The organism is Streptomyces sp. NPDC014734 (genome assembly GCF_043083325.1).
In the GTDB taxonomy this organism is placed as follows: Bacteria; Actinomycetota; Actinomycetes; order Streptomycetales; family Streptomycetaceae; genus Streptomyces.
On record NZ_JBIBYN010000020.1, the window covers coordinates 174394 to 186708 of the forward strand.

A 12315-nucleotide genomic window follows, 5' to 3' on the forward strand; every position below is an offset into this window, starting at 1 on the left:
GCCGAAAGGTGACAAGCCCGGTGACCGAGAAGGCCGACCTCCAGCCCATCCTCGACCGCGCCGCCGAAGGCGGTCGGATCACCCCGCAGGAGGCCCTCGACCTCTACCGGTCGGCGCCGCTGCACGCACTGGGGGCGGCGGCCGACGCCGCACGCCGCCGTCGTTACGCCGGTACGGAGCACATCGCGACGTACATCATCGAGCGCAACATCAATTACACCAACGTGTGCGTCACCGCCTGCAAGTTCTGCGCGTTCTACGCCGCGCCCAAGGACACCGCCAAGGGCTGGACCCGCGACCTCGACGACATCCTGCGCCGCTGCGCGGAGACCGTCGAACTGGGCGGCACGCAGATCATGTTCCAGGGCGGGCACCACCCGGACTACGGCGTCGAGTACTACGAGAAGCACTTCTCCGCCATCAAGAAGGCGTTCCCGCAGCTTGTCATCCACTCGCTGGGCGCCTCCGAGGTCGAGCACATGGCGCGGATCTCCGAGGTCTCCGTCGAGGAGGCCATCCAGCGCATCCACGCCGCGGGCCTCGACTCCTTCGCGGGAGCGGGCGCCGAACTGCTGCCCGCCCGGCCGCGCAAGGTGATCGCCCCGCTCAAGGAGTCCGGCGAACGCTGGCTGGAGATCATGGAGATCGCGCACCGCCTCGGCGTCGAGTCGACCTCCACCATGCTGATGGGCACAGGCGAGACCAACGCCGAGCGCATCGAGCACCTGAGCATGATCCGCGACGTGCAGGACCGGACGGGCGGCTTCCGCGCGTTCATCCCGTACACGTACCAGCCGGAGAACAACCACCTCAAGGGCCGGACCCAGGCGACGCTCTTCGAGTACCTGCGGATGATCGCCATCGCGCGGATCTTCCTGGACAACGTCGCGCACATCCAGGGTTCCTGGCTGACCACCGGCAAGGAGGTCGGCCAACTGTCGCTGCACTACGGCGCCGACGACCTCGGCTCGATCATGCTGGAGGAGAACGTCGTCTCCTCGGCCGGTGCCAAGCACCGCTCCAACCGTCTGGAGATCATCGACCTGATCCGCAAGGCGGGCCGGGTGCCCGCGCAGCGCGCCACGACCTACGAGCACCTCGTCGTCCACGACGACCCGGCGAACGACCCGGTCGACGACCGCGTGACCTCGCACATCTCGTCCACGGCGATCGACGGGGGCACGGCGCACCCCGAGCTGAAGCTCCTGAACGCCAACTGATCCCGGGGGGCCGACGTGCTGACGGTGCACGCCGCCGACGCGGTGCACGGCGCCCCGGCCGGGGCCGACGCCGTTGCCGTGGACGGGGACACGGTCGCCGCGATCGGCCCGTACGGGGAACTGCTCGCCGACCGCCCGCGCGCCCGGGTCCGGCGCTGGTCCGGGCTGATCACCCCCGGGCTGCTGAACGCCGGGGCCCCGGCCCTGCTGGAGGCCGCCTACCACCCCGATCCGCGTGAGGCGGACGAGCTCGGCACCGACCCGGTCACCGGTGCCGCGCTCGCCGCACTCGACCTCGACGAGGCGCGCCGGGGCGCGAGTGCCCGTCGCGGGCTGCAACGGATGCTGCGGCACGGCACGACCGCCGTCCGGGGGCCGTTCACCCGGCCCGCCGTGCGGACGGCGGTAGCCCGCTCGGGCCTGCGGATCCACGCCCCGGGACCGGCCCCGCACCCCGTCGGCCTCGACCCGCTGGCCTCCGTGACCGCGCCGGACGGGGCGTTCGCGGCGGCCCTCGCCGTCGGCGGACCCGCGGACCTGGCGGTGTTCGACGTGCGGGACGCGGCGGAGCTGCGCGCCGCGGGCGCCGGGAGCTGCACGGCGACGGTGCTCGGCGGACGTCTGCTCTTCCGCCGCGGCTGAGAGCCGGTCGGAGGCCACCCGACAGGCTCTGACGTGGCGGGTCCGCCGCGTCGGCTCTTCCCCGGTCCGGTCCCGTCGCGTCGGCTCTTCCCCGGTCCGGTCCGGTCGCGTCGGCTCTTCCCCGGTCCGGTCCCGTCGCGCCGGTGGTCGCGAGGTCGGGTTCCGTCGCGTCTTCGGTGGTTCTGCGGTCCGGCCCCGCCGCGTCCTCGGTGGTCCGTGGCGCGGTTGTCACGGCACGGCCGGGCCGCCCAGATAGCTCCCCTCCGCGTCGTACGGCCAGGCGTTGGAGACGCAGCCCTTCAGCCCGTAGATCTGCTGCATCATCGCGGGGGCCGGTCGCCCCTTGCCCGGGCAGGACTCGTGCCCGTGGCCCAGCCAGTGGCCGACCTCGTGGTTGATGATGAGGGCCCGGTAGTCGGCGAGCGGCCCGTGGAACTCGGGCGATCCCTGCTGCCATCGCTTCAGGTTGACCATGACGTCCGCGCCCACTCGGCAGTTGACCTCGCCGTGGGTGTCCAGGCCGCTCTTCCCGCAGATGGCGTCGGTGGTCGCGGGCGTGGCGATCCGGACGACCAGTCCGGCCGGGGCGTCGGCGACCTGGCGGAAGGCGCGCTCGCCGTGGTGCGACCAGCCCTGCGGGGCGGCCAGGATGCGGGCGACCTCGGCGGCGGCCTCGTCGGGGTCGACACCCGTACCGTCCTCCACCTCGACCCGGTAGGCGTTGCTCGCGTTCGGCTTCCCGCCCTCGCCGGTGTGTGCGCCGCCCCCCTTGGCGCTGTCGTCCGCGGTGCCGCCCGCACCGTTGTCCGCGGCCTTCGCCCGGGCGACCGTGAACGTGCCGGTGCCCTTGGGCACGAAGGCCGCGTCGGCATCTTCGTCACCGTGGGTGAGCGTCCGTATTCCCCATGCGGCGGCGACGCAGATCAGTGCCACGAGGACGGCGACCCGCACACCCCGCCCCACCCTGCGCCCCTTCGGCCGGCCCGATCGGCGTGCGCCCTGTGCGGACATCTGGGTTCCCCCCGCTCGCGGTTACTCCGTGCTCCCCCCTGTACTGACTGTTGTCGGACACGATCGGTTCATTCCGGCCACCCACGACTCGTCACCGGCACGACCGGCGACCGGCGCGAGGCGCCGCGGACCGGGCTGCTTGAATGGGCGGGTGACCCGAGCTTCCCTGGACAAGCAGCCGCACGAAGTCGCCACGATGTTCGACGGCGTGGCGGCGAACTACGACCTCACCAACGATGTGCTGTCGCTCGGCCAGGCCCGGCTGTGGCGCAAGGAGGTCGCCAAGGCGGTGCACGCCCGTCCCGCCGAGAAGATCCTCGACCTGGCGGCGGGCACCGCCACGTCCTCGCTGCCGTTCGCCGCGACGGGCGCGTACGTCGTGCCGTGCGACTTCTCCCTCGGCATGCTGCGGGAGGGCAAGAGCCGTCACTCCTGGCTGCCGTTCACCGCGGGCGACGCCACGAAGCTGCCGTTCCGCGACGAGACCTTCGACGCCGTGACGATCTCCTTCGGGCTGCGCAACGTCCAGGACACGGACGCGGCACTGAGCGAGCTGTACCGGGTGACGAAGCCGGGCGGCCGGGTGGTGATCTGCGAGTTCTCGCAGCCGACCTGGGCGCCGTTTCGCACCGTGTACACCGAGTACCTGATGCGGGCGCTGCCGCCGGTCGCGCGCGCGGTGTCGTCCAACCCCGACGCGTACGTCTACCTCGCCGAGTCCATCCGTGCCTGGCCCGACCAGGCGGGCCTCGCGGCCAAGCTCCAGCGGGCCGGCTGGTCGAAGGTCGCCTGGCGCGATCTCACCGGTGGTGTGGTGGCCCTGCACCGGGGCGTGCGCGGGTAGAGGCGTACGCACGGGCGGGGCGCACGCCCCGCGTGAGCCCGTCGGCGCTTCCCTGCCCCCGGCTCCCTGCCCCCCCGGCTCCCTGCCCCCCCCGGCTCCCTGCCCCCCCCGGCTCCCTGCCCCTGGCTCCCGGGCCCCCGGGGCCGGGGCCTGCCGTCCCCGCCCCGCCGCTACGCGGGCGCGGTCACATGGGCGCCGTCACGGTTCAGCGCCAGCCGGAAGCAGTGCCCCTCGCGTCCGGCCGGTGTCGTCATCTCCTCCGCCCGTTCCATGCCGAGCCGTCGGGCCACCGCGATCGAACGTTCGTTCCGCGCGTCGATCGCCGCGACCACCTCCGCCACCCCGGCCGCGCGCAGCCGCTCCAGGGTGAGGCGCGCGGCGGCGGTCGCGTAGCCCCTGCCCCAGGCCGCCCGCCCGAGCCGCCAGCCGATCTCGATCTCGCCCACCGGCCCGAACGAGGTGTGCGGCCAGGGCTGCGCCCCGGCGAAGCCGACGACTTCGCCGTCCCCGCCGAGCACCGTCCAGAGACAGAAGCCCAGTTCCGCGTCGTGCCTGCGCTGCCTGGCGGTCAGCTCCTCGTACGCGGAGAGCTCCGCCGACCTGCCGCCGAAGAACTTCATGACCTCGGGGTCGTCGAACACGCGGTGCCAGGAGAACGCGTCCTCGTCCGTGGGGACACGCAGGACTATCTGAGGAACTGACATCGAGGAGCCCTTCGGAAAGTTGATCAGCAGGCCCCCCTAGACTGCATGGGACAGGTGCCGCGCGGCACGCGTTTTCGAGTCTTCGGGAGATCCGACCGTGACCGAGCCCCTCTCCGAGCACAGCGCGGACGTGATCGTCGTGGGGGCGGGCCCCGCCGGTTCCACCACCGCGTACTACCTCGCCAAGGCCGGACTCGACGTCCTGTTGCTGGAGAAGACGGCCTTCCCCCGTGAGAAGGTCTGCGGCGACGGCCTCACCCCGCGTGCCACCAAGCAGCTCGTCTCCATGGGCATCGACATCTCCGAGGAGGCGGGCTGGCTGCGCAACAAGGGCCTGCGCATCATCGGCGGCGGTGTCCGTCTCCAGCTCGACTGGCCGGATCTCGCCGCCTATCCGAACTACGGGCTGGTCCGCAAGCGCGACGACTTCGACGAGCAGCTGGCCCGGCAGGCGCAGAAGGCGGGCGCCCGGCTGCACGAGCGCTGCAACGTGGGCTCCCCGATCATCGACGACCGCACCGGCCGCATCATCGGCGTCAACGCCAAGATCGGCGAGGAGAAGACCCCGGTCGCCTTCCACGCCCCGCTCATCGTCGCCGCCGACGGCAACTCCACCCGGCTGTCGCTCGCCATGGGCCTGCACCGCCGCGAGGACCGCCCGATGGGCGTGGCCGTGCGCACGTACTTCACCTCGCCCCGCCACGACGACGACTACCTGGAGTCCTGGCTGGAGCTGTGGGACCGGCGCGGCCCCCAGGACCGGTTGCTGCCCGGCTACGGCTGGATCTTCGGCATGGGCGACGGCACGTCCAACGTCGGCCTCGGCATCCTCAACTCCTCGTCCGCGTTCAAGGAGCTGGACTGGCGGGAGATCCTCAAGGCGTGGTGCGCCTCGATGCCGGAGGACTGGGGCTTCACCCCCGAGAACATGACGACGCAGATCCGCGGCGCCGCCCTGCCGATGGCCTTCAACCGCCAGCCGCACTACACCAGGGGCCTGTTGCTCGTCGGTGACGCGGGCGGCATGGTCAACCCGTTCAACGGGGAGGGCATCGCCTATGCGATGGAGTCGGGCCAGATCGCCGCGGACGTCATCGTCCAGGCGCACGCCCGCGCCACCCCGGCCCAGCGCGAACTGGCGCTGAACAACTACCCGAAGGTGCTCAAGGAGACCTACGGCGGCTACTACACGCTGGGCCGCGCCTTCGTGAAGATGATCGGCAACCCGAAGGTGATGAAGGTCGCCACCCAGCGCGGTCTGACCCACCCGCTGCTGATGAAGTTCACGCTGAAGATGCTCGCCAACCTGACCGACCCGACGGGCGGGGACGCGATGGACCGGATCATCAACGGGCTCTCCAAGGTGGCCCCGAGGGCCTGATCCGCCGAGGCGGCCGGCGTCCGCCCGTCCGCCGCCGGCGTACGCGTGCCCACGGGGGAACGGTCTTCGCCCCGTGGACACGCCGCACCGGACGGGTCCTCGGTGCCCGGTGCGGCGCCGGGTGGTCGGCCCGTTCAGGGCCGGTCGGCGTCAGCGCCTGTCGGGTGGCCTCCGACCGGGCGGCCCCGTCCTGGCACGCGCGCTTCCGGTGTCGCCGGAACGGCCGAGCAGCTCCGCTGCCAGGCCCTTCCGGCGCCCTGAATCACACGCACCGTGCGGCGTCCGCCCTCCGGTCGAAGGCCATCCGACAGGCTCTCAGCGTTTGCGCCACACCGTCACGTGCGCCTCGAAGTAGTCGTACTCACGGGGGTTCTGCCGCAGCACGGCTCCCTCGTCGCTCTCGGCCAGCAGCTCGAAGGCGGTTCCGAGCACGTCCTTGACCGCCTCCTCGCTGGGGGTGCGGTCGCTGCTGGCGCCGAGCCAGCGCTCGGGGGCGCTGTAGGCCGGGTACCAGGACCACGGGCAGGCGACCATGAGCAGGCCGCCGGGCCGCAGGAACGCGTCGGAGTCGGTGAACTGGCGCAGGCACGCCTCCGGGTCGGCGACCCGGTCGAGGACGTTGGACAGCACCACGGCGTCCACGTCCCGCACCGCCTCCCCGACGAGCCCGAGGGCGCAGGCGTCGCCGACCTCGAAGGCGACCCGCGCACGGCCGTCGCCGGGCGCGGGGACCCGGATGTGCACCTCGCGGGCGAACGGGCCCTGCTGGACCACGTGGAAGGTGCCGCAGCCGTGGCGGTTCAGGGTCTGGGCGACATCGACGGAGCGCGGGCTGATGTCGATCCCGGTGACGCTCTCCGCCACCCAGCCGCCCAGCGCGTGCGAGACGCCGCCGACACTGCACCCCACGTCGAGGGCGCGGCGCACCCGCGTGCCGCCGCGCAGGGCGCACAGTTCGAGCAGGGCGGAGAGCCGCTGCGGGTAGCCGTGGGCCGTGGCCAGGGGATGGTGCGGGCGCTCGAACACGTCGTCGATGTGCCCGTAGTGCATGAGCAGGTACTTGGAGATGTCGCGCGTGTTCTCGTACGGGTCGAGGCCGGAGTCGTCCTCGAAGAGGTCGTCACCCTTGAGCAGCACCGGTGGCACCGTCATTCGTCAGCTCCTCGCTTCCACATAGCCGCTGTCCTGGGTTCGGGTCCGGCGCCGGAGCACCGGTCGTGGGGCTTGGCGGGTCGCGCTCTCCACGGCCTCGGCGAGGCCTCTGACGGTGGGGGACTCGAACAGGGCGCGCACGCCCAGGTCGACGTCGAGTGCGGTGCGCAGTCGGTTGACCAGGCGGATGGCGAGCAGCGAGTGCCCTCCGAGGTCGAAGAATCCGTCGTCGATGCCGACCCGCTCCACCCCGAGCGTCTCGGCGAAGAGTTGGCACAGGACCTCTTCGCGGACGCTGCGGGGCGCGCGGTGTTCGGCCGCCGCCGTGTAGGACGGCGCGGGGAGCCTCGCCCGGTCGAGCTTGCCGTTGGCGGTCACCGGGAGCGCGGCGAGTTCGACGAACGCGGCCGGGACCATGTAGTCCGGCAGTGCCTCGGCCAGCCCCGCGCGCAGGGCGGCCACGTCGAGCGGGGGCCCGGCGGGCACCGCGTAGGCGACCAGACGCCGGTCCCCCGGCGTGTCCTCGCGCACCACCACGGCGGCCTGGGCGACACCGTCGGCGCGGGTCAGCGCCACCTCGATCTCGCCGAGTTCGATGCGGAAACCTCGGATCTTCACCTGGGCGTCGGCACGGCCGAGGAACAGCAGCCGGCCCCGGCCGTCCCGGCGGACGACGTCCCCGGTGCGGTACATCCGGGTGCCCGGGTCGCCGTGGGGGTCGGCGACGAAGCGGGAGGCGGTGAGGTCGGGGCGGCCGGTGTAGCCGCGGGCGAGTCCGGCACCGGCCAGGTACAGCTCGCCGGGCACGCCCGCGGGAACGGGGGCGAGGTCCTCGTCGAGGACGTACATCCGGGTGTGGGCGAGGGCCTCGCCCAGCGGGACCGACGTGCCGACCTGCCTGCGCTCCTCGTGGGTGTAGGGGTGCCCGGTGACGCACAGGGTCATCTCGGTCGGCCCGTAGGTGGTGCGGACGACGGTGTCCGGGCAGGTCTCCAGGACGCGTTCCACCGCGTGCGGGGAGATCACGTCACCGCCGGTCGTGACCTCCTTCAGCCGGGCCAGGCCCTCGGCGAGGTCCTCGGCGACGACCCGGAAGAGGCCCGCGGTGAGGGAGAGGTGGGTGATGCCGTGGCGTTCGATCAGCTCGCGCAGGGCGTGCGCGTCGAGTTCGCCGGGCGGGGCGACGACGACGCGTCCGCCGTTCAGCAGCGGCGCCCAGATCTCGTACGTGGAGGCGTCGAAGGCGTGCGGCGCGTGGAAGAGCACCCGGTCGCCGGGGCCGACCTTCCAGGACGGGTCGAGGGCCAGGTCGACGACGCCCTGGTGGGTGATGGTGATGCCCTTGGGCTCGCCGGTGGAACCGGAGGTGAACATCACGTACGCCGCCGCCCCGGGCGCCGTCGGCGCGGGCCGCCACCCGCGGGCGTCCCGGGTGCCGAGCGCGACTTCGAGGGGTTCGGGCCCGTCCGCGTCGAGGCCGGTGACGAGCGCGTGCGTGCGGTGCGCCGCGTCGACGAGCAGGACGGGGCCGGTGCCGGAGGCGACGACCCGGCGCATGCGGGCGAGCGGGTAGGCGGTGTGCACCGGCATGTAGGCGCCGCCCGCCTTCAGCACGGCGAGGACGGCGACGACGAGTTCCGCCGAGCGTTCCATCAGGAGCGGTACGACGGTCTCCGGGCCGACGCCCGCCTCGACGAGGCGGGCCGCCAGGGCGTCGCTCTCCGCGTCGAGTCCGCCGTAGGTGAGGTGGGTGCCGCCCGCCTCGATCGCGACCTCGTCGGGGGTGCGCGCGGCCTGTGCCGCGAAGGTGTCCACGAGCGAGGCGCGGGTGCGGGGCGGGACCGGTCCGGAGCCGAGGGCGAGGAGCGTGTCGCGTTCCCGGGAGGTCGTCAGGACAAGTGATCGCAGGGGGGTTTCCGGGTCATCGGCGACCTGTTCGAGGACGCGGACCAGGCGCTCGCCGATCAGCCGGGCGGTCTCCGGGTCGAAGAGGTCGGAGGCGTAGCCGACGGCGAGGCCGATGCCCGCGCAGCCGCCGCCGGGGGCGTGGCGCTCCTCGAAGGTGAACTCCAGGTCGAACTTGGCGATGTCGAGCAGGTAGCCGTCGTCGACGCCGTCGAGCCCGCCGAGCCGGGGCGGTTCGACGCGTACGTCCTTGACCGACACGGCGACCTGGAAGAGGGGGTGGTGGGCGAGGGAGCGGGTGGGGGAGAGTTCTTCGACGAGGCGTTCGAAGGGCAGGTCCTGGTGGTCGTAGGCGGCCAGGTCGGTGGTTCGGGTGCGGTCGACGAGTTCGGTGAAGGTGGGGTTGCCGGAGGTGTCGTTGCGCAGGACGAGGGTGTTGACGAAGAAGCCGATGAGTTCTTCGAGTGCGGCGTCGTCGCGTCCGGCGACGACGGTGCCCAGGGGGATGTCGGTGCCCGCGCCGAGCCGGGTGAGCAGGGCGGCGACGGCCGCCTGCACCACCATGAACACCGAGGCGCCGCGGGCCGCCGCCAGCTCCCGCAGCCTCGTGTGGGAGTCCGCGTCCAGTGCGACGCCGACGCTGCCGCCCCGGTGGGAGGCGCGGGCGGGCCGGGGCCGGTCGGTGGGAAGGGCGAGTTCCTGCGGCATGTCCCGCAACGTCGCCCGCCAGTGGGTGAGATGGCGGGGTTCCTCGGCTTCGAGGAGTTCGTGCTGCCACAGGGTGTAATCCGCGTACTGGATCTCCAGCGGCTCCCGGTCGGGGGCGTGTCCGGCGAGCCGCGCGGTGTAGGCGGTGGACAGGTCGGCCGAGAGCGGGGCCATCGACCAGCCGTCGGCCGCGATGTGGTGCACGACGGTCACCAGGACGGTCCGGTCCGGCCCGACGTCCAGCACCCGTACCCGGAAAGGGAGGTCGGTGGCCAGGTCGAACGGGTGGCCGCCCGCCTCCGCCACCAGGCCGGCGACCTCGCCGGGGGCGCAGGCGACGAACTCGACCGGCACGTCGGCCCGGTCGAGGACGCGTTGGACGGGTTCGCCGTCCGCCTCGACGAACACCGTGCGCAGGGCCTCGTGCCGTTCGGCCACGTCCCGTACCGCCGCCGTGAACGCCTCGCGGTCCAGCGTTCCGGCGATCCGGGTCACCACCGGGATGTTGTACGTCGCCGAGGGCCCCTCCAGCCGGTACAGGAACCACAGGCGGCGCTGTCCGAACGACAGCGGCAGCCGCTCGGGCCGCGGCCGGTCGCCCACCAGCGCGGGCCTGCGCGGGCCCACCGCCTCTCCGTCCTCCGGCGCGAGCTGCCGCAGTCTCTCCGCCAGCCGGGCGACCGTCGGCGTCTCGAACAGGGCCCGTACGCCGAGGTCGACGCCGAGGGCGGCGCGCAGCCGGTTCACCAGGCGGACCGCCAGGAGCGAGTGGCCGCCGAGGTCGAAGAACCCGTCGTCGACGCCGACCTCCTCCACCCCCAGGGTCTCGGCGAAGAGTTGGCACAGGAACCGTTCGCGCGCGGTACGGGGGGAGCGCCGCTTCCCCGTCCCGGTGTAGGCGGGCGCGGGCAGCCGGGCGCGATCGAGTTTGGCGCTGGCGGTCATCGGCAGCTCGTCCAGTTCGACGAACGCGGCGGGGACCATGTACTCGGGCAGCCCCTCGGCCAGCCCGGCCCGTACCGCCGTCGTGTCGAGCGGGCCGTCGGCCGGTACGACGTACGCGACAAGGCGCTTGTCGCCGGGCACGTCCTCGCGCACGATCACCGCCGCCCGGGCGACACCCGGGTCGCGGTTCAACGCTGCCTCGATCTCGCCGAGTTCGATGCGGAAGCCGCGTACCTTCACCTGGTCGTCCGCGCGGCCGACGAACACCAGGCGGCCCGTGCCGTCCCAGCGCACGACGTCGCCGGTGCGGTACATCCGGGTGCCCGGGGCGCCGAACGGGTTCGCCACGAACCGTGACGCGGTCAGACCGTGCCGTCCCACGTAGCCGCGGGCGAGTCCCGGGCCCGCCACGTAGAGCTCGCCCGCCACACCGACCGGCACGGGCGCGAGGCCGTCGTCGAGGACGTACAGCTCGGTGCCGGGGACGGGCCCGCCGATGGTGACCGGCTCGCCCGGGGTGAGCGGCCCGCCGCTGGCGCAGACGGTGGTCTCGGTCGGACCGTACGAGTTCTCCACGCGGCAGCGGGTCGCCCAGCGGTCCACCAGCCACGGCGAGGCGGCCTCGCTGGCGGTGATCACCGTGGTTCCGTGCGGCAGCGCGTCCTCGGGCAGTGCCGCGAGGAGCGAGGGGGTGACGGTCAGGTGCGTGACACCACCGTCGGGCGGCAGGCCGTGCGCCAACAGGTGCTCGGGGTCGCCGGTGACGACGGTGCCGCCGGTGAGGACGGCCATGGTCATCTCCCACACCGAGCCGTCGAAGCCGATCGACGCGAGCAGGTGCACGCCGGCGCCGGGGCCCGCGCCGAACTGGCGGTGGCGTGCCACGAGCCGGCTGATGCCCGCGTGCGGCACGAGCACACCCTTGGGCCGTCCGGTCGAGCCGGAGGTGTAGATGATGTAGGCGCCGTCGCACGCGGAGGGCGGCTCCGCGTCCCGCGGCAGCGGATCCCCGCTCACCTCACCGAAGAGGACGGGCTCGTGACCGGGGGAGGTCAGCCGGTCGGCGTGATCGACGAGGAGCAGGGCCGGCCGGGTGTCGTCGAGCATGAACGCGACGCGTGCGGCCGGATAGTCCGGGTCGACGGGCACATAGACGCCGCCCGCCTTCGAGACGGCGAGGAAGGCCGCGACAAGTTCGGCGCAGCGGCCCATGGAGACGGCGACCGGTACGTCGGCGCCGACGCCGAGGGCCCGCAGACGGCCCGCGGCGCGGTCGGTCCACTCGTCGAGCTCGCGGTAGGTGAACGTGCGGTCGCCGTCGACGACGGCGGGCCCGTCGGGGGTCTCGGCGACGCGGGCACGGAAGTGTTCGGGGAGACTGGCGAACTCGACCTCTGGGCCGGTGTTCCACGCGCCGAACAGCAGGCCGCGCTCCTCGGGGACCAGGACGTCGAACGCGTGGAGCCGGGTGCCGGGTGCGCGGGTGGCCTGTTCCAGGAGATGGACGAGGCGCCTGCCGAGGGTGCGCGCGGTGGAGCGGTCGAAGAGGTCGTCGGCGTGGTTGACGACGACGTGGAGCCCGTCGCCGCCCTCTTCCCGTACGGCGAAGAACAGGTCGAACTTGGCGGTGCGCTCCTCGGGCCGGGCGACCGCCGTGGTCAGGCCCGCGAGGTCGACGGTGAGGTCGTTCTCCTCCACGGCGACGGCGACCTGGAAGAGGGGGTGGTGGGCGAGGGAGCGGGTGGGGGAGAGTTCTTCGACGAGGCGTTCGAAGGGCAGGTCCTGGTGGTCGTAGGCGGCCAG

At 73.0% G+C, this 12315-nt stretch carries 8 protein-coding genes; 4 read left to right on the forward strand and 4 right to left on the reverse strand.

The window, feature by feature from the left end; translation table 11 throughout:
- The first annotated feature begins 20 nt into the window (after window positions 1-20).
- Both mqnC and ACF1CT_RS28010 read left to right on the forward strand, forming a co-directional pair.
- Window positions 21-1220: a cyclic dehypoxanthinyl futalosine synthase gene (mqnC, locus tag ACF1CT_RS28005; protein ID WP_391786740.1), complete on the forward strand. Its 1200-nt coding sequence runs from the start codon at window positions 21-23 to the stop codon at window positions 1218-1220.
- A gap of 15 nt (window positions 1221-1235) precedes the next feature.
- On the forward strand, window positions 1236-1862 hold the full coding sequence (locus tag ACF1CT_RS28010) for a hypothetical protein (RefSeq protein WP_391786741.1): 627 nt from the start codon (window positions 1236-1238) through the stop codon (window positions 1860-1862).
- 228 nt (window positions 1863-2090) lie between these two features.
- On the opposite strand, the gene ACF1CT_RS28015 is transcribed toward ACF1CT_RS28010, so the two are convergent.
- On the reverse strand, window positions 2091-2813 hold the full coding sequence (locus tag ACF1CT_RS28015; protein ID WP_391786742.1) for a DUF3152 domain-containing protein: 723 nt from the start codon (window positions 2811-2813) through the stop codon (window positions 2091-2093).
- Between the two features lie 211 nt (window positions 2814-3024).
- Between ACF1CT_RS28015 and ACF1CT_RS28020 the strand changes: the two genes are divergently transcribed.
- On the forward strand, window positions 3025-3717 hold the full coding sequence (locus ACF1CT_RS28020; RefSeq protein ID WP_391786743.1) for a demethylmenaquinone methyltransferase: 693 nt from the start codon (window positions 3025-3027) through the stop codon (window positions 3715-3717).
- A gap of 170 nt (window positions 3718-3887) precedes the next feature.
- Here ACF1CT_RS28020 and ACF1CT_RS28025 read toward each other — a convergent pair whose 3' ends face one another.
- Entirely contained in the window at window positions 3888-4421 is a 534-nt protein-coding gene (locus ACF1CT_RS28025; protein ID WP_391786744.1) for a GNAT family N-acetyltransferase, read from the reverse strand.
- A 97-nt stretch (window positions 4422-4518) separates the two neighbouring features.
- On the opposite strand from ACF1CT_RS28025, the gene ACF1CT_RS28030 reads away from it, so the two are divergent.
- Window positions 4519-5802, forward strand: a complete 1284-nt coding sequence (locus tag ACF1CT_RS28030; protein WP_391786745.1) for a geranylgeranyl reductase family protein — start codon at window positions 4519-4521, stop codon at window positions 5800-5802.
- A 315-nt stretch (window positions 5803-6117) separates the two neighbouring features.
- Here ACF1CT_RS28030 and ACF1CT_RS28035 read toward each other — a convergent pair whose 3' ends face one another.
- Together ACF1CT_RS28035 and ACF1CT_RS28040 are read right to left on the reverse strand one after the other, a co-directional pair.
- A complete protein-coding gene (locus ACF1CT_RS28035; RefSeq protein WP_391786746.1) occupies window positions 6118-6954 on the reverse strand; it encodes a methyltransferase domain-containing protein in 837 nt (278 codons plus the stop codon).
- 3 nt (window positions 6955-6957) lie between these two features.
- Window positions 6958-12315 (reverse strand): amino acid adenylation domain-containing protein (locus ACF1CT_RS28040; protein WP_391786747.1); only part of this gene is annotated, 5358 nt, incomplete at its 5' end.